Annotated in this window: 21 protein-coding genes and 10 tRNA genes; 8 read left to right on the top strand and 23 right to left on the bottom strand. The window is 50.0% G+C overall.

Annotated features, from left to right (window positions below):
- Positions 1 to 9: 9 nt before the first annotated feature.
- Positions 10 to 723, bottom strand: coding sequence for a Sir2 family NAD+-dependent deacetylase (gene cobB, locus EZV72_RS08760; RefSeq protein ID WP_137166883.1), 714 nt, complete (start codon positions 721 to 723; stop codon positions 10 to 12).
- A complete protein-coding gene (locus tag EZV72_RS08755) occupies positions 723 to 1556 on the bottom strand; it encodes a sulfurtransferase (RefSeq protein ID WP_137166882.1) in 834 nt (277 codons plus the stop codon). Before EZV72_RS08755 ends, cobB begins: the two co-directional genes overlap by 1 nt.
- 325 nt (positions 1557 to 1881) lie before the next feature.
- On the opposite strand from EZV72_RS08755, the gene EZV72_RS08750 reads away from it, so the two are divergent.
- Both EZV72_RS08750 and EZV72_RS08745 read left to right on the top strand, forming a co-directional pair.
- A complete protein-coding gene (locus tag EZV72_RS08750; protein WP_137166881.1) occupies positions 1882 to 2883 on the top strand; it encodes a glycosyltransferase family 2 protein in 1002 nt (333 codons plus the stop codon).
- A gap of 267 nt (positions 2884 to 3150) precedes the next feature.
- Entirely contained in the window at positions 3151 to 5148 is a 1998-nt protein-coding gene (locus EZV72_RS08745) for an acyltransferase family protein (RefSeq protein WP_137166880.1), read from the top strand.
- A 31-nt stretch (positions 5149 to 5179) separates the two neighbouring features.
- Here the strand turns inward: EZV72_RS08745 and EZV72_RS08740 are convergent, their stop codons facing one another.
- The 10 genes from EZV72_RS08740 to uvrY all read right to left on the bottom strand — a co-directional run bounded on the left by EZV72_RS08740 (position 5180) and on the right by uvrY (position 9924).
- A complete protein-coding gene (locus tag EZV72_RS08740; protein ID WP_137166879.1) occupies positions 5180 to 5500 on the bottom strand; it encodes a helix-turn-helix domain-containing protein in 321 nt (106 codons plus the stop codon).
- A gap of 100 nt (positions 5501 to 5600) precedes the next feature.
- Positions 5601 to 5687, bottom strand: a tRNA-Leu gene (locus EZV72_RS08735).
- Positions 5688 to 5744: 57 nt separating this feature from the next.
- Positions 5745 to 5818 (bottom strand) — tRNA-Cys (locus tag EZV72_RS08730).
- 392 nt (positions 5819 to 6210) lie between these two features.
- A tRNA-Gly gene (locus tag EZV72_RS08725) sits at positions 6211 to 6286 on the bottom strand.
- Positions 6287 to 6339: 53 nt separating this feature from the next.
- A tRNA-Leu gene (locus tag EZV72_RS08720) sits at positions 6340 to 6426 on the bottom strand.
- A 62-nt stretch (positions 6427 to 6488) separates the two neighbouring features.
- Positions 6489 to 6562, bottom strand: a tRNA-Cys gene (locus EZV72_RS08715).
- Between the two features lie 20 nt (positions 6563 to 6582).
- A tRNA-Gly gene (locus EZV72_RS08710) sits at positions 6583 to 6658 on the bottom strand.
- A gap of 173 nt (positions 6659 to 6831) precedes the next feature.
- On the bottom strand, positions 6832 to 7398 hold the full coding sequence (gene pgsA / locus EZV72_RS08705) for a CDP-diacylglycerol--glycerol-3-phosphate 3-phosphatidyltransferase (RefSeq protein WP_137166878.1): 567 nt from the start codon (positions 7396 to 7398) through the stop codon (positions 6832 to 6834).
- A 64-nt stretch (positions 7399 to 7462) separates the two neighbouring features.
- Complete coding sequence (gene uvrC / locus EZV72_RS08700; RefSeq protein ID WP_137166877.1) at positions 7463 to 9280, bottom strand: excinuclease ABC subunit UvrC; 1818 nt, start codon at positions 9278 to 9280, stop codon at positions 7463 to 7465.
- A complete protein-coding gene (gene uvrY, locus EZV72_RS08695; protein ID WP_137166876.1) occupies positions 9280 to 9924 on the bottom strand; it encodes a UvrY/SirA/GacA family response regulator transcription factor in 645 nt (214 codons plus the stop codon). Before uvrY ends, uvrC begins: the two co-directional genes overlap by 1 nt.
- A gap of 205 nt (positions 9925 to 10129) precedes the next feature.
- Here uvrY and EZV72_RS08690 point away from each other — a divergent pair, with 205 nt between their 5' ends.
- Entirely contained in the window at positions 10130 to 10363 is a 234-nt protein-coding gene (locus tag EZV72_RS08690; RefSeq protein WP_137166875.1) for a ChaB family protein, read from the top strand.
- Between the two features lie 36 nt (positions 10364 to 10399).
- Here the strand turns inward: EZV72_RS08690 and EZV72_RS08685 are convergent, their stop codons facing one another.
- The 7 genes from EZV72_RS08685 to EZV72_RS08655 all read right to left on the bottom strand — a co-directional run bounded on the left by EZV72_RS08685 (position 10400) and on the right by EZV72_RS08655 (position 15762).
- On the bottom strand, positions 10400 to 11095 hold the full coding sequence (locus tag EZV72_RS08685) for a pirin family protein (protein ID WP_137166874.1): 696 nt from the start codon (positions 11093 to 11095) through the stop codon (positions 10400 to 10402).
- 111 nt (positions 11096 to 11206) lie between these two features.
- Positions 11207 to 12331, bottom strand: a complete 1125-nt coding sequence (locus tag EZV72_RS08680) for a MalY/PatB family protein (RefSeq protein ID WP_137166873.1) — start codon at positions 12329 to 12331, stop codon at positions 11207 to 11209.
- Positions 12328 to 14424, bottom strand: a complete 2097-nt coding sequence (gene ovoA / locus EZV72_RS08675; RefSeq protein WP_137166872.1) for a 5-histidylcysteine sulfoxide synthase — start codon at positions 14422 to 14424, stop codon at positions 12328 to 12330. The genes EZV72_RS08680 and ovoA overlap by 4 nt, the downstream gene beginning before the upstream one ends.
- A 771-nt stretch (positions 14425 to 15195) precedes the next feature.
- Positions 15196 to 15287 (bottom strand) — tRNA-Ser (locus EZV72_RS08670).
- 54 nt (positions 15288 to 15341) lie between these two features.
- Positions 15342 to 15433 (bottom strand) — tRNA-Ser (locus EZV72_RS08665).
- A gap of 54 nt (positions 15434 to 15487) precedes the next feature.
- A tRNA-Ser gene (locus EZV72_RS08660) sits at positions 15488 to 15579 on the bottom strand.
- A gap of 91 nt (positions 15580 to 15670) precedes the next feature.
- A tRNA-Ser gene (locus EZV72_RS08655) sits at positions 15671 to 15762 on the bottom strand.
- Positions 15763 to 16003: 241 nt separating this feature from the next.
- Between EZV72_RS08655 and EZV72_RS08650 the strand changes: the two genes are divergently transcribed.
- Genes EZV72_RS08650 through EZV72_RS08630 form a run of 5 tightly spaced genes read left to right on the top strand, consistent with a single transcriptional unit; the run spans position 16004 to position 18064 of the window.
- Positions 16004 to 16672 (top strand): Bax inhibitor-1/YccA family protein, encoded by a 669-nt coding sequence (locus tag EZV72_RS08650; protein WP_137168706.1) that lies wholly within the window; start codon positions 16004 to 16006, stop codon positions 16670 to 16672.
- A gap of 50 nt (positions 16673 to 16722) precedes the next feature.
- Complete coding sequence (gene tusD / locus EZV72_RS08645) at positions 16723 to 17112, top strand: sulfurtransferase complex subunit TusD (protein ID WP_137166871.1); 390 nt, start codon at positions 16723 to 16725, stop codon at positions 17110 to 17112.
- Positions 17112 to 17459: a DsrE family protein gene (locus EZV72_RS08640; protein WP_137166870.1), complete on the top strand. Its 348-nt coding sequence runs from the start codon at positions 17112 to 17114 to the stop codon at positions 17457 to 17459. Before tusD ends, EZV72_RS08640 begins: the two co-directional genes overlap by 1 nt.
- Complete coding sequence (locus EZV72_RS08635) at positions 17459 to 17719, top strand: hypothetical protein (RefSeq protein WP_137166869.1); 261 nt, start codon at positions 17459 to 17461, stop codon at positions 17717 to 17719. Before EZV72_RS08640 ends, EZV72_RS08635 begins: the two co-directional genes overlap by 1 nt.
- Positions 17720 to 17722: 3 nt before the next feature.
- On the top strand, positions 17723 to 18064 hold the full coding sequence (locus tag EZV72_RS08630; RefSeq protein WP_137166868.1) for a TusE/DsrC/DsvC family sulfur relay protein: 342 nt from the start codon (positions 17723 to 17725) through the stop codon (positions 18062 to 18064).
- Positions 18065 to 18107: 43 nt separating this feature from the next.
- On the opposite strand, the gene serS is transcribed toward EZV72_RS08630, so the two are convergent.
- From serS to lolA, 4 genes are read right to left on the bottom strand one after another with little or no spacing between them, the layout of a single operon-like run.
- The gene (gene serS / locus EZV72_RS08625; RefSeq protein WP_137166867.1) at positions 18108 to 19400 is read right to left on the bottom strand and encodes a serine--tRNA ligase; all 1293 of its coding nucleotides are present in this window, start codon (positions 19398 to 19400) and stop codon (positions 18108 to 18110) included.
- Positions 19401 to 19410: 10 nt separating this feature from the next.
- Entirely contained in the window at positions 19411 to 19794 is a 384-nt protein-coding gene (gene crcB / locus EZV72_RS08620) for a fluoride efflux transporter CrcB (protein WP_137166866.1), read from the bottom strand.
- Positions 19795 to 21105: a replication-associated recombination protein A gene (locus tag EZV72_RS08615; RefSeq protein WP_175405076.1), complete on the bottom strand. Its 1311-nt coding sequence runs from the start codon at positions 21103 to 21105 to the stop codon at positions 19795 to 19797. It lies immediately after the preceding gene.
- Positions 21105 to 21734: an outer membrane lipoprotein chaperone LolA gene (lolA, locus tag EZV72_RS08610; RefSeq protein ID WP_137166865.1), complete on the bottom strand. Its 630-nt coding sequence runs from the start codon at positions 21732 to 21734 to the stop codon at positions 21105 to 21107. The genes EZV72_RS08615 and lolA overlap by 1 nt, the downstream gene beginning before the upstream one ends.
- Positions 21735 to 21736: the final 2 nt, after the last annotated feature.

The raw sequence follows: 21736 nt of genomic DNA, 5'->3' as shown, positions 1-21736 counted from the left end.
TCTTACACGTTACGCGTTAGTTTGAATAAGTTCGTCAATAAATTGCGGAACTACCTGCCCTGCCGGCCCCTGCCGGTGTTCATCAAAATAAGGATGATGAATGTCCGGCTCCAGATTAAGTTCCACCGTGCGAACTCCGCTTTCGTGAGCCAGCTGAGCAAAGCCGGCGGCCGGATACACCTGTCCGGAGGTGCCAATGGCAATAAACAGATCAGCCTGAGTGACCGCCACGATGATTTTATCCATGAACATCGGGGTTTCACCAAACCAGACAATATCCGGTCGTAACTGATTTGCTGGCTGACAACAGGTACAGGCGGTCGTCGCATCAAAACTCCGGGTGAACGGCCGGCGAATACCGCTGGCAACACAGCGGGCTGACATTAACTGGCCATGCATGTGCAGCACCTGCTGGCTGCCTGCGCGCTCATGCAAATCGTCCACATTCTGAGTCACCAGAGTCAGGTTGCTGCCCAGATGCTGTTCGAGCCTGGCCAGTGCCTGGTGAGCCGCATTAGGCTGAACGTCCGGCTCCTGTAGCTGCTGTCGCCGGGCATTATAAAACCGATACACAAGCTCAGGGTTTGTCTGAAATGCTTCGGGGGTGGCGACCTCCTCTACGCGATGCTGCTCCCACAATCCGTTGCTATCACGAAATGTTTTCAGTCCCGACTCGGCCGATACACCGGCCCCGGTTAATACAACTACCTTGCGTTGATTCATCAGTCTGTCTCCACCGGACGGCTTTTATCGCTGCCCCACTCGGCCCAGCTACCATCATACACGCTGACCGCTGTTGCACCGCACATCAGCGCCGCCATACCGATAATACAGGCGGTAATACCAGAGCCACAGCTGCAAATCACAGGTTTGGAGAGATCGATACCGGTCTGGCTGAACAACGCACTAAGCTCACTGACCGGGCGAAACTTACCGGCCCGTAACACCTGTTGATAGTGCAGGTTAAATGAGCCGGGAATATGCCCGGGACGCACGCCAGCGCGCGGTTCAGGCTCACGCCCGTAAAAGCGTCCCGGCCCGCGGGCATCAATAATCTGGGTATCGGAGTGTATCGCGTCAGCTACCTGATCAGCATTCACAAACCAGTCAGCGGCCGGAACAGCCATATAGGAAGGTCGTGAAACAATATCGGCCGGTGACGGTACCACCGCAAAACCATGGGCGATCCAGTCCGGCAGCCCGCCATCCAGCACATGAGCGCTATAATGTCCCAGAGATTTAAGCATCCACCACACTCTGGGTGCGCAAAATATTCCCCGGTTATCATACACCACCAGCTCTGTATCTCTGGCGATTCCCAGCTGTGTCAGCAATGCCTCCATTGCCGGCAACGCCGGTAACGTATGAGCGCCACCGCCACGATGGTCGCTGCCTTCATCATCCAGGTCAAGATTCAGGGTACCGGCAATCATATCCCCTGCGTGGTTGTCCTGTTCGCCGGTTGTCGGGTCTTTCATCAGTGCCCTTAATAACCTGACCGGCTTATATTGCTGCCGCTGGTATAACTGGCTGGCTGATAACACATAAGCTGACATCTGGTCTCCATCTCAGAAAAATACAGGTTATCAGCATGATAAGTGACGCAGCGTAAAAAATATAGCGGCTTTACACAGCCAGCAGACCCGCAATAAATGACATAGCACTGTTTTATAAGGGTTTATTAATGCATTTATAGTAGAAAACAACTACATGCCCGGTTGTAACAATTTCACGAGGCTGGCGCGGTCGGTACGTCAGTACGTGATAAAAAATCCTTTTTAATCAGCCAGATAAAAAGTGGCTCGCATGGATTGGTTTTTGCTCTACTACTGACAGAGATGACGTTATGAAGCTGGACCGCCGGCACAACGGAGATGAATTATGCATTCCCAATTTAGTGTGGTAACTATTGTTAAAAACCGGACACACCAACTGACTAACCTGATTGCCAACCTGGAGCGCGCCTCACAGCCTCCGGCTGAGCTTATTATTGTCTGGATGGCACCGCCATCAGACAAATCCCTGATGCAAAGCGAGGTGTTTACAATACAGCATCGCTTTGTCACATCTGAAGAATTACCCATTGCGCAGGCCCGCAACAAAGGCTTTGCTTCGGCCAGCCATGATCGCGTTATACATCTGGATGTAGACTGTTTGTGTCACCCCCAGTTGTTTGAAGCCATGATGAAGTACTGGCAGGACGATACCATCTTAACCGACAATGTAATTCCTGTGCGGTTACTGGAAGATGGCGATACATTTGAGCATCTTGCCTCTGCTCCGGATTTGCATGTGACTACGTCTGGTAAGTCCAATATGCACATTAACCGTTTTCAGTCATCTGTTTTCGGGTTATCTAAGCAGGTTTTTGAAGATATAGGCGGGTTTGATGAGCAGTATCACGGATTTGGCATTGGTGATATAGATTTTGCCACCCGTTGCCATGCGGCGGGCATTAAGTTGCGCCGGCTGGATATTTCCACCTTTATCCAACACCGGGCCAATTATGATTTTCCGATAAATCATTTGCTGGACATTGTGACTAACGCCAACCTGTTTAAACGTAAATGGGGCTACTTCCCGGCTACCGAATGGTTAGGTGAGTTTGTAGCACATGGGTATGTGAATGCAGATTTTGAAACCCAAGGGCTGGCAATTCGCCGGATGCCTTCTGAGGACGAAATTTATGCCGCATTGCAGGGCGTTCATGACATTACCGACGACGCCCAGCCATACAACAGGCCCTTAGCTGATAACGATGGCACGGGCAGCGTTGAGCATATGAACAGCCCTGAGCATGTGAACAGCCCTGAGCCTGACAATAATGTTGCTCCGCGTAATAAAAACGCCACGCAGCAGGTTAGTCAGATACTTACTGCCTGAACAACGACTACCTAACGTTCAGCGTGCCGGCATACTGTGAATAAATGGCAACACTGTCAGTCATTTATTCATAGCATGCCGGTTTGAGTACGCGCGAAAGCCCCGAGTTAACTGCCATTGTACAAGCGCCAGCCCTCTATTTTTATAGCCTGACCCACCGCATTCCATCCCTCTTCGTACAAAAACACACAGATGGCCTGATAATTGTTTAATACCTTCTTTTTAACCTTCTCATCGACACCGGCCGGTGAGTGAAAAGTGGTGATTATGCAGTACAGAACAGAAATAGACGGACTCAGGGCACTGGCAATCATACCGGTTCTCTGGCTTCACGCCGGTTTTCCCGGTCTGAGCGGGGGCTTTCTGGGTGTAGATGTGTTTTTTGTTATCAGTGGCTTTTTAATCACTGGTATCATTACCCGGGAAATAGCCAAAGGCACCTTCTCAATCATCAATTTTTACGAACGCCGGGCTCGCCGTATTCTGCCGGCACTCTTTCTGGTCATTGCCGTTACGACCCTGCTACTCCCCCTTGCCGGTGACTCGCCACGTATTTTTGCAGATTACGGCGCCAGTTTGCTCAGTGTCGCGACCTTTGTATCAAACTTTTATTTCTGGCAGACATCCGGCTATTTTGGCAGCACATCAGAACTGACCCCCATGCTGCATACCTGGAGCCTGGCAGTAGAGGAACAGTACTATATCTTCTTTCCGCTGATTGCACTGTGGGCCCTGCCTCGGGGTAAAGCCTTATTTATCTCACTCATGCTAGGCATTTTTATTATTTCCCTGGGGCTGGCGCAGTGGCAGCACACCGTGGATCCCATCGGCAATTTTTATTTGTTACATACCCGGGCCTGGGAACTGATGGCCGGCGGCCTGGCCAGCCTGTTCATTCAAACCCGCGCGTTTAAGCGTATCCCCGAGCTGGCTAAGTCACTGCTGGCCATCATGTCTGTGGTCATCGTTGTTGTCAGTTACATGTGGTTTACCCCGGATACGGCCCATCCGTCGTTATTGACGCTGGCGCCAGTAGCCGGCGCAGTCGGCATTATTTTATTTGCCAGCAGTACTAATCTTACAGGTCGTTTGCTCTCCACCCGCCTGCTGACGCTGACCGGCCTTATCAGTTACAGCCTGTATTTGTGGCATCAGCCTATTCTGGCAGGCCTGCGTATTTATTTTGGTGAACATTTACCGGTTATTGCGGCCATCGCCGGGCTGGTCCTCAGCGTGGTACTGGCAGTCATCTCCTGGCACTTTGTAGAAACCCCGCTGCGTAATCGCAGTAAATTTACCCGCCCGCGTATTTTTAAACTCTCAGCAGCCGGTCTGGCAGCGGTTATTCTGGCTGGCTGTGTACAAACACAGAATGTCGCCGTACGAAGTTTATGGGAGCCTGAGAATATGGTCCGCTTCACCATGCTGGACACCGCCTATGAATCGCATCTTCATCAAAAAATGGCGGACGAGCCCTGTAAAATCTGGTCACCGCTGCTTGATGAGGCGTTTACAGCACGCTTTGAACAGTGCGCGGCTAAACATAACAAAGCAGTATTCATTCTTGGCGGCAGCCATGGCATGGATATGTATAACGCGGTCGCCTTTAACAGTAAAAACCCGTTTGTGGTCAGCGTGTCGCGGGGCTCCTGCCGGGCGCACGGGTACAACGGTAACCCGAATGATGTGCCGCAGTGCCAGTATGAAGACTTTATCAGCTTTGCCAAGACGCACAGTGACAACATTGAGCTGGTGATCTACACCCAGACCCCGGACCGTCTGTTTAGCAACAATGACATGTTTACCGCCAGAGCCAGGGATATTAATCAGCAGTATGTCGATGATGTAGTGGCGTATCTGAGCCAGGTTCATCAGCAGTTTAGCCTGCCGGTGTTGATGATAGGCATGTTGCCGCCCATTACCACCGATCCGGTTGACTGGGATTACACCCGGGAATTTGACAGCCAGTTACCTGACTATGTTTCTGACAATACCATTGAGGTCAGTCACGCACTGGATAAGCGTCTGGCCAGTCGTCTGGCAGAGCATGGGGTGGATTACTACAGTAAAATTGATGGATTTGAGTTGCAGCTACCCCGGGATCTGGTTATTGACGGTAAAATCACGTATTCGGACCATCGTCATATCACCACCCAGGGTGAAGAAGTTTTCGGCCACCGTCTGCTCACACATCTGTTTAACAAAGGCTATACCGAACTTGAGCCGATAGACCGCAAGCCCACTCAACAGCAGGCATCAGATTAACCAGGCCGGTATCCCGGCCTCCATAAAAATCTTACCCTGTCAGCGACTGTTCCAGCCGGGCCACCAGCGCCCGGCCATTGTCATTCAGTCTAAGTAGCCTGCTGCGCGGATCGTTAGGATCAAGTGACAAGTCACACAAGTTCGGCCCGCCTTGAGACAGCATACGGCAGTGTCTGCTGGCTGAGCTTTGTGACAACCCCAGTCGTTTCATGACCTGAGTCACATTGAGTCCGTTCTGACCGCTCTGAGCCACTTCCAGCAGCACCAGCATCGTTGGCGCAGGCATATCGGCATAAGTGTCGCGTAGTATGACAAGAGTGCGTGTAATCCGACTATAGGCTGTATGATTCATGCCGTTATCCTTACCATTCCTGCTTGCGACTAAACAGCAGGCAGCAGTATTCCTGAAAGGGCATTTGACCGGTAAAGTAATCATTGTGAGGTGTATTAAATGGTGCCCGGGGCCGGACTTGAACCGGCACGCTGTTACCAGCGAGGGATTTTAAATCCCTTGTGTCTACCAATTTCACCACCCGGGCATTGGGTTGGTCGAACAGACCTGGTGCAGGCTGGTATGCCTGGAGCGATAAAGCTAATGGAGGCGGAACCCGGAGTCGAACCGAGATAGACGGATTTGCAATCCGCTGCATAGCCATTCTGCCATTCCGCCGCTGTATTGCGTAGAACTGTGGACATTCTTACAGGGCAATGGTTGGAGTTCAATCAGGTTGATTAAATGAGACTCTAACCTAATATTACATTGGAGCGGGAAACAGATTTGTAACTGGCAACCACGTTGTCGCGGCGTGTCGCGAGGACATCATTAGCAGTGTAAATCTGGGACTCGGCCCTAATATTACATTGGAGCGGGAAACAGATTTGTAACTGGCAACCACGTTGTCGCGGCGTGTCGCGAGAACATCATTAGCAGTGTAATCTGGGACTCGACCCTAATATTACATTGGAGCGGGAAACAGATTTGTAACTGGCAACCACGTTGTCGCGGCGTGTCGCGAGGACATCGTTAGCAGTGTAATCTGGGACTCGACCCTAATATTACATTGGAGCGGGAAACGAGATTCGAACTCGCGACCCCAACCTTGGCAAGGTTGTGCTCTACCAGCTGAGCTATTCCCGCATTGTAATGTAATGATGTTTCGGGCAATGACCCCAAACAAAGAACCCAACAAATGGTGCCCGGGGCCGGACTTGAACCGGCACGCTGTTACCAGCGAGGGATTTTAAATCCCTTGTGTCTACCAATTTCACCACCCGGGCATTGGGTTGGTCACGTGGACCTGATGCAGGCCGGTAAGCCTGTTGCTATAAAAGCAAGGAAGTGGAGGCGGAACCCGGAGTCGAACCGAGATAGACGGATTTGCAATCCGCTGCATAGCCATTCTGCCATTCCGCCACTTTATCCATCAATTAAATTGGAGCGGGAAACGAGATTCGAACTCGCGACCCCAACCTTGGCAAGGTTGTGCTCTACCAGCTGAGCTATTCCCGCATTTCAATTTAATTCTGTTCGTTGGCTTGCTGCCTTGAACGTGGGGTGCATTCTACCTACCCCGGCCAAACTGTCAATATAAAATCGTGCGATTTTTCAGGTAATTCTGCATTTATTGCATCGTTTGACAGTTTTTTATTCAAATTGTTTATATGACAAACAATTCTTTTAAATCAATTGCTTCCGCCCAGGTGTTTCCATGCGGCGCCGGTGTACACAATCATCGACCACAGCGACAACACCGCAGCAATATACAATAAAATGTAGCCCAGGCTGACCCAGTAAATTGGAAAGCCCATAAAGGTTTGCAAACCGGATAATAACCCAATCAGTGCCAGCATTTGTGCGGTGGTTTTGGCCTTACCGACAAAAGACACCTTGACCTCGTCACGCACACCCTGACTGCCCATCCATTCACGTAAAGCCGATACATAAATTTCCCGGATGAGTAACACAATCGCCGGTACCGTGACCCACAAGGTTGCATAAGTATGCGTGATCATAATCAGCGCCGCTGCCACAATCAGCTTATCGGCTACCGGATCTAAAAATGCACCAAACGGCGTGCTTTGCTTTAGCTTTCTGGCCAGATAACCGTCAAACCAGTCGGTAATGGCTGCCAGCCAGAAAATAAACGCGCCCAGCTCATGAGCCCAGCGCCAGTCCAGAAAGTAAATCACCACAAAAACAGGGATCAGAGCGACTCTGAACAGGGTGATAATATTGGGTGCATTCCACATAATAACTTCTCTGTTGTTGTTCGCCACGCGCAATGGAATGACGGTGCCACCTTTATTCGCTTAATCAGTGATGCAGGTGGTCGTATATTGTTTCTGCCAGATCCTGGCTGATGCCCGGAACACTGGCAATTTCGTGTTTGCTGGCCTTCTTAAGACCTTGCAGCCCGCCCATAAATTTAAGCAGCGACTGCCGGCGTTTTGCGCCCACACCGGGGATGCCTTCCAGGGTGGAGGTATTTTTTACTTTCTGGCGCCGGTTCCGGTGTCCGGCAATGGCAAACCGGTGAGATTCATCACGAATATGCTGAATCAGATGCAGTGCCGGAGAATGGCTGTCCATCGGTATGGTTTCATGGGTATCAGCCATAATCAGGGTTTCCAGCCCAGGTTTACGGGTGGTGCCCTTAGCCACACCAATCAGCAGTGGCTTCACATCTTCCGGCCACTGCGCAAAAAATGTTTCGGCCTGTGCAAGTTGCCCCTTCCCCCCATCAATAAACAGGATATCCGGAATTTTGCTAACCTCTTCCACTGTTTTATACCGACGTTTAAGTGCCTGCGCCATTGCAGCATAATCATCGCCCGGGGTGATCCCTTCTATGTTGTAACGGCGATAATCTGTTTTAAGCGGCCCTTCACGATTAAAAACCACACAGGATGCCACGGTTTGCTGGCCGGAGGTATGGCTGATATCAAAACATTCCATACGCTGTACAGGCATATCTCGTTCAAGGATTTCTTCTAAATCGATATACCGGGCATGCACTGACTTTTGTTCCACATACCGGGCATCGAGTGCACTTTTGGCATTATTCTGGGCCAGCTCAAGGTACCGTCGTTTTTCATCTCGCGCCCCTTTAAAAAAAGACACTTTGTGATTTGCCTCACCACTGAGCAAATCCGCAATGGCTGGTTCATCGGATAACGCCACCGGTAACACAACCTGCTTAGGGATAACCTTGTTGCCAGCTAAGTAAAATTGCAAGAAAAACGCTTCGAACACTTCTTCTTCGCTGGCGGTGGGCGGCACCTTGGGAAAGAAGGCTTTGCTGCCCAGTAACTGCCGTTCACGAATAAACATAACCTGTATACAGGCCATATTGCCACGAATAGCAAACCCGAACACATCCATTTCATCCTGTGTACCGGCTACCCACTGGCGCTCCTGTACTTTACGCAGCGCTGAGATCTGATCCCGGTAGCGGGCAGCCGCTTCAAAATTCAGATCCACCGAAGCCTGTTCCATTTTTTCCACCAGGCTACCAATGACCTGCTGGTTTTTGCCTTTTAAAAACAGCCTGGCAAAATCGACCTGCTCGGCATACTCCTCGTCGCTCACATACCCTTTTACACATGGCGCACTACAGCGTTGCATCTGATATTGCAGGCACGGGCGACTGCGCGCGCGGTAATAACTGTCCTCGCACTGGCGAACCGGAAATATTTTTTGCATTGAGCGCAGGCTTTCACGCACCGACCAGGCGCTCGGGTACGGCCCAAAATACTCTCCCTTAGCCTTTTGTGGCCCGCGGTGGAACGAAAGTCTGGGATGCTGATGGGCAGACAGAAAAATAAACGGGTAGGATTTATCATCACGCAGCACCACGTTGTAGCGTGGCTTGTATTTTTTGATGAAGTTGTTTTCCAGCAGAAACGCTTCTGTTTCGCTGTTTACCACCGTCACATCCATATTAGCAATCTGGCTTACCAGCGAACGGGTTTTCGCGTTATCCACCTGCAGGCGGAAATAACTGGATACCCGCTTTTTCAGATTTTTTGCTTTACCAACATAAATAACTTCTTCCTGCTCGTTGTACATACGGTACACGCCAGGCTGATTAGTCAGATGTTTTAAAAACTCAGCAGAGTCGAATGTGGCCATTAAAATGTGTTTGGTTCGATAAGTTTGTGCCGTAACGCCAGATGAGTCAGTTCAACGTCTGTGGTGACGCCCAGTTTCTCAAACATGCGATAACGATAGGTGTTGACAGTTTTGGCACTGATGCATAGCTCTTCGGCAATTTCAGGCACCCGTTTGCCGATTGTCAGGCGCTGGGCAATGCTCAGTTCCCGGGTAGACAAAGACTCGAAAGGGTTTTCAGCATCGGCGCCAACTTTGCCAAACGCAATGCTTTCGGCAATATCCGCAGGCAAGTACTTTTGACCTGAAGCGACTTTATAAATCGCCCGGGTAACTTCGTCCGGTTCGGCATCTTTAGTCAGAAAACCAAATGCCCCGGCTTGCATGACCTGGGCAGGAATGGGGTGTTCTTTATAGGCAGAAAGTCCGATAACCCGGATATTTTCTGCCAGTCGCAACACTTTTTTGGTGGCTTCCAGGCCGCCCATGCCGGGCATGTTCACATCCATCAGTACCACATCCGGCGCGTTGCGCCGGCACAGACTGATAGCCTCTTCCCCGTTTTTAGCTTCTGCTATCACTGTAAAATCCTGAACGTCATCAAGAATACGTCTGATTCCGCTTCTTACCAGCGGGTGGTCATCTGCCAGGATAATCTTTATCACGTTATTGCTCACCGATCATCGTTGCTCATTGGGGACAGTCATTGACTGTGATGGTTTTATCATACCACCTTTCCCTTAGTAGTGAAGTGGTTGCCGGCTGTTTGACGGTATATTGACCACCAGCAAAGCAAAGCCGTCTGTTTCACCGTAGCAAACTAAAATGTACATATTCGTTAAACCCACCACCAATAAAAGGATCATCTTTATGCCCTACGAGAACAGACAGTCACTACCGGATGCGGTAACCGATAACCTGCCCACTCACGCGCAGGAAATTTTTAAAGAGGCCTACAACAGCGCCTGGGACGAATATAAAGATCCGGATGACAGAGACGGGAATGATTCGCGCGAAGAGGTTGCGTTTAAAGTGGCCTGGGCGGCGGTAAAGCAAAGTTACGAGAAAAATGAGAAAGGACACTGGGTGAAAAAAAGCGGTTAAGCGGCCCGGATTTACCGGACCGCCCAGGGCGACTCATCAGATCATTGGGGGCAAATCAAACCACAGTGCTTCGGTTGTTTCGCTGGCGGTAACCTCAATGGCGTCCTGTTCGGTAATGCCGTAACCGTCGCCAGGCGTAAACGTATGGCTGCCAACCTGTGCCTGTCCTTTAATAACGTGCAGATATCCGGCCCTTTGTCCTACCGGTAAGCGGGCTGATTCGCCCTCTTTCAGTACCACCCGGTATAAGACCATATCCTGGTTAACGGAAATAGCGGTGTTGCTGCCAGTCGGGCTGACGATGGGCGTCACCGCTTCATCCTGTATTATCTGCTTTTGAGCATAAGATGGCATGATCCCTTCTACTGCTGGTTGAATCCAGATTTGCAAAAAGTTAACCGGGTTTTCGTCCGACGGATTAAACTCCGAATGCAGAATACCACTGCCGGCGCTCATCCGCTGTATATCACCCGCCGGAATGACCGACTGGTTGCCCTGACTGTCTTTATGTTCCAGCTCACCGCTTATCACATACGAGATAATTTCCATGTCGCGGTGTCCGTGAGTTTCAAACCCGTACCCAGGCTTAACGATATCATCGTTGATAACCCGTAACACAGAAAACCCCATGTGCGCCGGATCATAGTATCGCCCGAAGGAAAAACTGTGATGGCTGTTAAGCCAGCCAAAATCTGCTTTGCCACGCTGCGAAGCTTGTCTGATATATTCCATAACTGGTTCCTGCTCATTACAATGGAGACAGTTTACCGTTCTGATGGAGCTGATAAAATTTCAATTATTCATGCCCATCGTTCTATAAAATGGAATATATACAGCCTGAATTTATACACGCGCTGGACGGCACAAGCGCGTCATGACCGTTTCAATCACATCCGGATGGGTGGCAAGATTCAGCCTGAACCAGCCCGGCTGGCCAAACTGTGCGCCATCTCCCAGAGCCAGATGATATTCATGCAGCAGCAAATCTTTTACATTTGCGCCAAGCTGTCGGGCATCCAGCCAGGCAAAATAAGTCCCCTGCCCCAGGTATATTGCCAATGTGGCGGGAAGCGCTCCTTGCAGACTGCGCACTAACTGACGGTTGGTTTTAATGTCGCTGAGCACCTGTGAAAACCATGGGTAACCGTGCAGATAAGCAGCGCGCAACGCAATAGCACCAGGCAATGCTGGCGCCAGGTGTCGAGCAGTAAAGTACTCAAACAGTGTTTGGCGCACATCCTGGTGTTGTGCTAACACATAGGATGCCGGGCCAAGCCCGGCCAGATTAAAACTTTTTGCCGCGCTGTTAAGGACCACCATCTGGTTATCAGGCTCATCAAACAGACAAACCGCAGAGACCGGAACGGTATCAAATATAAAGTCCCGGTGAACCTCATCGCACACCAGTACAATATGGTGTTTACGGCAAAAGGCAGATAGCCGACGAAGCGTCGGCTCATCCCAGACATCACCAGTTGGGTTATTCGGATTACACAGCAACAGCATACTGGCGCTGGGATCCAGCGCCTCAAAATCAATCCTGTATTGACCATCGCGCTGCATTAACCCAATAGTGACAAGCTCTCGCTGCTGGTGCTGTACCGCCGAATAAAAAGGCCCGTAAACCGGCGGGCACACCATGACCTTGTTACCCGGTCGGGTCAGCGCATCGACACAGGCAAACAGCGACTGCACCACGCCCGCAGCAGGCAAAATGTGGTGCGTGCAAAGGGTATAGCCTGACAGGCGATACCAGTGCTGCACTGCCTCACTGATATCACAGTGCTGGTAGCCACTGGCACCGGTATTGGCATGTTCAGATAACGCCTGACCGACAACGGGTGGCAGCGACACATCCATGTCAGCAATCCACATCGACACCATATCGGGATGATCGACGCCAAACTTCTGTTTAACGCCATCATATTTTAAGGTGTTGTGTTGACTGCGGTTAACAAACAGACTCAACGGGTGCGCTCAAAGACATTAAACTCGGAAATAGTATGCTGAAATTTGCGCCTGGTTTCGCGAATCACAAACTCAATATCCTGCGGCGCCATTACCCGTTCACACTGATCTAATACCTGATCGAGTGCATCGGTGGTAGTAAGTGTTTCGCCGGTAGACTCTTTGAACCCGCCCAGCCATTCGTCCCGCTCGGTGTATTCGGTCAGCCAGGTAAACGGCGACGCCACCACTAAAATGCCGCCTATATTAAGGCGCTGCTGAATATCTTTTAGCAGTTTTGCCGGTGAATAAACCCGGTCAATCAGGTTACCCAGGAATATTAAATCATAGCCGGTGTACTGAGGCTTAAGATTACAGGCATCTCCCTGAGCAAAGCTGACCTTATCAGCAACCTTTTCCAGACCCATATCGGCCAGTTTTCTGGCTTTAAAGCTGGTCAGTTCACCTTCATCAATCAGATGATAGCGAATCTCTTTACGCTCCTGCATGGCAAACGCGGTTTTGATAAAGCGGGCTGAAAAGTCAATGCCATCCACATGGTCAAACCGGGTCGCCAGTTCAAAAGAACACCGGCCTACCGCGCAACCAAGGTCAAGCGCTTTGCGCTGTGGTCTGCCCTGAGAAACTTTCAGGCACAGCTCAGCTGACTGCTGAGCAAAATTCGCTACGCCAAAATAATTATCGCCATAGTGAAATTCACTGTACTGCGACACCTGCGTGTCACTTTCATAATCAAAATCATTCACGGTAATACTGATGTCCGATTCTATATAACGAAAACCGGCGTGCTGGAAAAAATGCCGGCGAAACGCATAACGACTGTCTCTGGTGGCTTCGTTGCCCGTCGATATCCATGAGCCACCCTTGATAAGGTTATGTTTGTTATCAAACGTCGGTGTGGTGAAATCATCATACAGCGGATGAACTTCAAAACCTTCAAACGGATAAATCGGGGTTTCGGTCCATTGCCAGATATTCCCGGCCACATCAAAAAATTCACCATGCTGATTCACATCCACCGGTTCACTGGAAGCCGCTTTGCGTAAATGGATATTCATATTGTCGTAATACCGGGCCTGCGTCAGCCCCGCCTCATCACGTATACGCACCCATTCATTCTCAGTTGGTAATCGAATGGATTTGCCGGTTTGTCTGGCCTTCCAGTGACAAAACGCCTTGGCTTCATGATAGTTCACATCCACCGGCCATGACAGGGGCAGCGGCATTTCACGGGTCATGGCGCGATATACATAGTCTTGCCCCTGCTTACGCCAGAATACCGGATGCTGTGCCTGTGTATAACATCGCCACTGCCATCCTTCATTGTCCCATAAACTTTCATCCAGGTAGCCGTTTTGCTTAACAAAGCTCAGGTACTCAGCATTACTGACCAGATAACGGGCGGCTTTAAAGCCGGCAACAGACTCACTGGCATGGCCATATTCGTTATCCCAGCCATAAAACGGCGCATCCTGAGTTTTGCTCCATTGCACATCTCCGGCAGCAACACTGACCAGCTCATTGGCGACCGGCTCATGATGTACCTCAGATGGCGCCCATTGTGGCTGCTCGCTGATAAATTGCAGGTCCAGCTGACGCATCAGCACAGAGGATGTCTCAAGATGAATGCGCTCGTGCTCTATCCCCATCACAACCGGCCAAACCTGACTTTGCCAGTCTACCGGCAGTGTGAACGATATATTCTGAATCAGGTCGCGCACCAGTTGACGCACCTGAGCCCGGTAGGCTCTTACCTCACTAACAGTCGGCCAGTTATAGTTTTCCTCATTCAAGTCATCCCAGCTCATTTCATCAACACCGATGGCAAACAGTGATTCAAAATCAGGATTGACCCGGTCATTGATAAGCTTGGCTAACACCAGTTTATTGATAAAGAAGGTTGCCGTATGACCATAATAAAAAATCAGGGGGTGGCGCAATTTTTCAGGCCGCTGGTAAAAGGCCTCATCGTTTTTCAAATTACTGAACAGGCTTTCGTAGCATTCAAAAGAGTCTTCAAACCAGGCGAGGATCTCAGCACGCTTTTGCTCGATCGTCCCCTCCCGCAGATTCGGGGTGTGCAAGAATTCCATATAACGTCCTCTAGCGTTTTACTGCTCATCAGTGACACGACAAAACGCGATGGTGATGATGCGTTATTTTTTTACAGGCAGGTAAAGGCATTACGCTTAAGTAATGACTAAAGATTACTTAACTCTCTGTAACCTTAGCAGTTGCAGATTAAACAACCAAAATAGGCTGGGAGCTGGCTGGACAGGCACTGATTCTGAAACTTCACAACAAAAAGACAGGCACATCCCACAACATGGACAGGCACATGTGTAAAACACAGCTCATGACCTTTTTTATTACTGTGCAAGATCAATGTGCCTGTCCTATTTAGAGTGCGTGAGGACAAAAAAGAATTGTTGAAAACGAACTGCACAACGTAACTGCACAATGTGGACAGGCACTTTTTCTAAAACATTCTGAAAGCCAAATGTATTAATGAATGTGCAACTGTTTGAATTCAAGATCGGATGAAGCTGCTACATCGGTCACGCACGACTACTGAACACAGTACCCGTAATATGTCACAAGTGCGCGCAGCAGAGTGCCTATACCAATTAATCCGAAAAGTGACAGTCATAAATAAAACGGAATGTGCCTGTCCATGCTTTGCCTGCAAGACTTTACCTGACAATACTTTTTCCTGGACAAGCACTAAGTTAGTACTAAGACCGGATGAGATGGTTTTAAATGTGCCTGTCCATGTTATGAAATCACTTTGCTGCGCCGGGCGATGATGAAGCAGGCGGTGTGTAACTGATATAAAAAAACCCGCACGAGGCGGGTTTCTTATTTGGCGGAGAGTGAGGGATTCGAACCCCCGGAAGGTTTGACCCTTCGTCTGATTTCAAGTCAGGTGCATTCAACCGGACTCTGCCAACTCTCCAGAACTGATTGTGTGCCTTGCGGCGGTATTGATGATTAACCACCAATATGAAAATGGCGGAGAGTGAGGGATTCGAACCCCCGGAAGGTTTGACCCTTCGTCTGATTTCAAGTCAGGTGCATTCAACCGGACTCTGCCAACTCTCCAGAACTGATTGTGTGCCTTGCGGCGATATTGATGATTAACCACCAATATGAAAATGGCGGAGAGTGAGGGATTCGAACCCCCGGAAGGTTTGACCCTTCGTCTGATTTCAAGTCAGGTGCATTCAACCGGACTCTGCCAACTCTCCAGAACAACTTGTTATGTCACATTTTGTGACAAATATAAAACATTAAACTCGTTTTATATTGAAGCTAATGATTGCCCATCAGCGTATAATATGGCGGAGAGAGAGGGATTCGAACCCCCGGAAGGTTTAACCCTTCGTCTGATTTCAAATCAGGTGCATTCAACCGGACTCTGCCATCTCTCCGAGAAGTGATGCGTATCTTAATGATATTTGTTGAGCTGTAAAGTGTTAATTTGAAAAAATGTTTTAAGCGATCGCGTACTATACAATTATGAGTGAAATCGTTGTTTTTTCATTCAAAATAGTAAAAACAGCGTATATTTTTATTAAGCAACCACTTGAATTTGGGAACTAAAACCCATACAAATAGGTCAGATATTTTGAACCATTTTTGGTTTGTTTTAAATCCTGTTGGAGGAAAATGATGGATAACCGTTCTTCGATGTATGCTGGTGCGTCCAGGCAGTCAGTGCTGGAGACAAACAAGGTATTACGTAATACCTACATGTTGCTGGCCATGACATTGGCGTTTAGTGCGGTCTGTGCTGGTGTTGCTATGGCTGTGGGTATTGGTCCTATGGCTTCTTTAGGTATGACAATCGGTGCTTTTATTACCCTGTTTGTTGTGCAAAAGAAAGCTGAATCAGCGTCAGGTATCTACTGGGTATTTGCTTTTACCGGATTAATGGGCGGCTCATTAGGTTATACGCTGGCTTATTATCTTAACTTTGCTGGCCCTGGCATTATTATGCAGGCGCTGGGCGCGACGGCACTGGTGTTCTTTGCACTGTCCGGATATGCGCTGACAACCAAGAAAGATTTTTCTTTTCTGGGCGGCTTTTTAATGGTTGGTCTGGTTGTCGTGATTGTTGCAGGTATTGCTAACATTTTCTTCCAGGTACCCGCCGTGAGTCTGGCACTGAATGCTGCGATTGTGTTCATTATGTCTGGTCTGATTCTGTTTGATACCAGCCGGATCATCAATGGTGGAGAAACTAACTACATTCGTGCAACAGTTTCTCTGTACCTGAACATCTATAACCTGTTCACGTCGATTCTGCACCTGCTGGGCGCGTTCGGCAGCGACGACTAATAACGATTTTGTAAGGAAACACCCCGCCTAGTCGGGGTGTTTTTGTTTGTATGGCACATTACTCTCTACTTATTACTTCGGCCCCCTCGTCTACCGAAGCAACTATTGCGGCGCACCAATTTGCCCGTGCGCTGTCCGGACAAGGGCATACGCTCAGTACAATTTTCTTCTATGGCGAAGGCATTCATCATACCAACAGTCTGTCCGCGCCACCTTCTGATGAATACCAGTTCTATGCAAACTGGTGCGATATACAAAAAACAACAGGATGCGAACTGTTGGTGTGCATCACGGCCGCGGTAAAGCGTGGTGTGGTCAGTGGTGCTGAGGCAACCGAGCATTCACTGTCTGCCAGTAATTTGCATCCGCCGTTCATTCAGGCCGGGCTTGGTGAGTTTTTTACCGCCCTGCATCAATCTCAGCACCTGGTACAGTTCTGATGGCGTCGATACTGGTAAGATTCACCTCAGCCCCCTATTCTACGTCTAGCGCCAGTGACGGCCTGGACTTTGCGCTGGCCGCTACTAATTATGGTCATCATGTGACTGTGGTATTTGAAGGCCTGGCAGTGTGGATGTGGCAGGCAAATCAACAACCTCCCGATGGCGTAAAAAATATGACCAAACGTTTGAAGTCATTGCCCTTATTCGATATTGAGGATTGTTATATCTGTCAGCCATCACTTAATACTTATCCGGTGACACCGTTTTCACAGGCGTTTCAGGCAGCTGATAGCAACACGCTGATAACGCTGCTGAAAAATGCAGACCATGTGGTAACCTTCTGATGCTGATACAATTCACGAAAAGCCAGCTTTCAAGTGCTGATGAAGATTTACTGGCACGTTTGCCAGTTAGCGCTGTGGTAGTGGTGATGGGAGATGCCTGTATGCTTGCTCCTGACACCCTGCAAACCGGACAGGCACAATGTGTCTGGTACGCGCCGGATGCTGCATTGCGCGGCATTGATGTGCAACAACGTAATACAATTACTGTGGAGCAGCTGTGTGAGTTGTCTGCACAGTATTCGCCCTGGATAAAATGGTAGCAAATGAGCGAATATACATTTGAAGTAAACGGGCAGGCTGTTCCCGTAGATAAAAACGGCTATCTGCTTAATGTTAGTGACTGGCATGAAGACATGGTACCGGCGCTGGCCGCACAGGAAGGCATTAGCCTGACGGAAGCACACTGGGAAGTTGTGCGCTTTGTCCGTGAGTTTTATATGGAGTATGACACCAGTCCGGCAATCCGGGCACTGGTCAATGCTATGAAACAAACCTACGGACCGGACAAAGGTAATAGCCGTTATTTGCAGCGATTATTCCCTAAAGGCCCGGCCAAGCAGGCAACCAAACTGGCTGGCTTACCTAAACCGGCAAAATGCCTGTAATCAATAATAAAAAAGCGCCGTATGGCGCTTTTTTAAGAACTTTTTAAGCGGTCAGGCTTGTCACACCGCCCATGTAGCTTACCAGTGCTTCTGGCACCGTTACACTGCCATCAGCCTGCTGATAATTTTCCAGCACCGCAACCAGTGTCCGACCTACAGCCAGGCCTGAACCATTGAGGGTATGCAGTAATTCTGGCTTATTGGTTTCAGGATTTCTGTAGCGAGCCTGCATGCGGCGGGCCTGGAAGTCCAGCATGTTAGAACATGAAGAAATCTCGCGATACGTATCCTGAGCCGGTAACCACACTTCCAGATCATAGGTTTTACAGGCACCAAAGCCCATATCACCGGTACACAGCACCATTTTACGGTAAGGCAGTTCCAGCCGTTGCAAAATTGTTTCGGCATGACCCGTTAACGACTCCAGTGCATCAAAGCTGTCTTCAGGCTTCACCAGCTGTACCAGCTCCACTTTTTCGAACTGATGCTGACGAATCAGCCCGCGGGTATCACGTCCGTAAGACCCCGCTTCAGAGCGAAAACACGGTGTGTGGGCTGTCATTTTAAGCGGCAAATGCTTGGCTTCAAAAATCTCATCACGACCAATATTGGTCAGTGGGACCTCCGCGGTCGGAATCAAAGACAGACCCTGGCCTTCTTCGGTTGCCGGCTGAGTATGAAACAGATCCTCACCAAATTTAGGCAGCTGTCCGGTACCATACAGGCTGTCGTGGTTAACCAGATACGGCACATACGTTTCTTCATAGCCATGCTCGCCTGTGTGCACATCCAGCATAAACTGAGCCAGAGCCCGGTGTAGTCTGGCAATCTGACCACGCATTACCACAAAGCGGCTACCAGTCAGTTTGGCGGCCAGTTCAAAATCAGCGCCACGGTTCAGCCCTTCAGCCACATCTACATGATCTTTAACATCAAAATCAAAAGAACGGGGCGTGCCCCAGCGGCTAACTTCAACGTTATCATCTTCGTCTTTGCCTACGGGTACTGACTCATGAGGCAGGTTTGGAATCCCCTGAGTCATTGCAGTGACCTGCTCCTGGATTTTAGCAAACTCAGCCTTGGTAGCATCCAGTTTGTCACCCAGCTCGCCTACTTCGGCCAGCAGAGGCGCAATATCCTGCCCCTGCGCTTTGGCTTTACCAATCGATTTACTGCGCACATTACGTTCGTTTTGCAAATCCTGCATTTCAATCTGAAGCGCTTTACGCTGTTCTTCCAGTTCACTGAACGCTGCCACGTCCAGCTCAAACCCGCGGGTTTTCAGGCGCTCTGCAGTCTGTTCGATATCGCTTCGCAAACACTTTGGATCTAACATGTGCTTCTCATTATCCTTTCATTATCTGTATGGCCAACCAGCCAGCCAGTAAACAAACCGCAACATTCAATACAATATTGGCTGCCGCTTTCATCCACAGGCCGTTCTCCAGCAGTGCCAGTGTCTCTATAGAAAACGTTGAAAACGTGGTAAGTGCGCCCAACAGCCCTACTCCCAGCAAAGCCCGGTAAGGCGAATCGGTCAGTTCGTGTCGTTCTATCAGCCCGTACAGTAGCGCCAGGCAAAACGACCCGATAACATTAACGCCAAGTGTACCAAAGGGCAGCGCTTTTCCAAACCACGAATCGAACTGGCTGGTCAGAAAATAGCGCAAGCAGGCGCCGACGGCACCACCTGCAGCAATATAACAGTATAAAACCACCCCTGTAGGCATTTAACGTTTCCTGTTACTGAGCTGATTTAATTCATCAAGCCAGGCCCGCTTGGCTTTCAGGGTTTTTTCCATGCCCCGCTCATTAGGCACATACAATCGCTGGCCGGCCAGTTCGGGGGGCAGATATATTTCACCGGCTGCAAACGCGTTGGGCTCATCGTGAGCATAACGGTACCCCTCACCATGCCCCAGTTCTTTCATCAGCTTGGTTGGCGCATTGCGCAGATGGTTAGGAACAGGATAATCCGGTGTTTCGCGTACCAGCGCTTTAGCTTTATTAAACGCCGCATAAACTGCATTGCTTTTGGGCGCCAGGGCGCAGTACACCGCGGCCTGGGCAATAGCCCGTTCACCTTCAGCCGGGCCTACCCGATGAAAGGTGTCCCAGGCATTGAGGCTCAGTTCGAGCGCTCTGGTATCAGCATTGCCAATATCCTCAGACGCGATGGCCAGCAGTCTTCTGGCCACATACAGCGGGTCGCCTCCGCCGTTCAGGATTCGCGCATACCAGTAAAGTGCTGCGTCCGGGTCAGAGCCACGTACCGACTTATGAAAGGCAGAAATAAGATCGTAAAACGCATCGCCCTGCTTATCATAGCTGGCCACTTTCTCGCCCACGGCCTGTTCAATATCCGCCAGACTGATCGCCGCCGCATCGGTAAAATCGGCCGCCAGCTCCAGATACGTCAGTAACCGTCGGGCATCACCACCACATAGCCCAATAAGAGCCCGCCGGGCGTCATCCTCAATGGTCAGAGAACGCTCGCCCAGGCCGCGCTCCGTGTCTGTCAGGGCGCGGTTCAGCAAACCGTTCAGATCATCATCTTCCAGAGCCTTTAGTACATAAACACGGGCTCGTGATAACAGGGCTTTGTTAAGCTCAAAAGATGGGTTTTCGGTAGTGGCCCCTACAAAAGTGACGGTGCCTGACTCCACATAAGGTAAAAATGCATCCTGCTGACTTTTATTAAACCGATGCACTTCATCAACAAACAGCAAGGTGCGCTGATTGTAACGCACATCCTGCTGAGCTTTTTCCATAGCGGCGCGTATTTCCTTGACCCCGGCGGTGACCGCAGACAAACGGATAACATTAGCATTGGTATAACTGCCAATCAGCTCGGCCAGGGTGGTTTTGCCGGTTCCCGGCGGGCCCCAGAGGATCATGGAGTGACAGTGGCCCGCCTCAAGCATTTTACGCAGGGGTTTGCCATCACCCACCAGGTGCCCCTGGCCGGTGTATTCTGACAAATTCTGCGGCCGCATCCGGGCCGCTAGTGGTGCAAAAGGTTCGTCGTCTTCAAACAACATTAACGCTGGTCGTCGATGGTGTAGGTATCCGGCACGGTTACCTCAAACAGTGAAACAGACGGCGTAAACTGGGTATCGATGTCGGAAAATTCAAGTGTGCTGCGCTGCTCTTGCGCATCTGTCATGGTCAGCCGGTTAAGCGTATCACCATCAAAATACAGATTTAACTGCTGAATCTGGCCTTGCCCGTCCACCGGGCTAATGGCATAGGCACCATCTGTGGTTCTGTCGATAGCAAACTTTTTCCACTCATTGCTGTCACTGGTGGTCAGCAGAATCACCGGGTTATCCTGAACCGCGCGCTGCTGGTCAACAATCGTTACCTGCTCCACAAAGGTGTCCATATTCCAGACGCTGCGGCCATCAGCAATTAACAGCGTTTCATCCGGCTGTGCGGTTTCCCAGCGTAATTTGTCCGGACGGGCCATGGTCAGCTGACCACTGGCTTCATGCACAATATCCCCTTCGGTGTCTTTTACCGTCTGGGTAAAGTTTGCCTGATACTGCTGCATCCCGGCCAGCTTTTGCTGTAACTGGGCGCGGGCCTGAGCGTCTTCTGCCCATGCCGGGGCCGCAGCGGCAAGTGATACCAATGATACCGCCAGCCATGTTTTATCGAACTTTTTCATGG

This window comes from Salinimonas lutimaris (assembly GCF_005222225.1).
Classification (GTDB): Bacteria; Pseudomonadota; Gammaproteobacteria; order Enterobacterales; family Alteromonadaceae; genus Alteromonas; species Alteromonas lutimaris.
The sequence above is the reverse complement of the archived record's forward strand: the minus strand, read 5'-3'. Positions and strand labels throughout refer to the sequence as shown.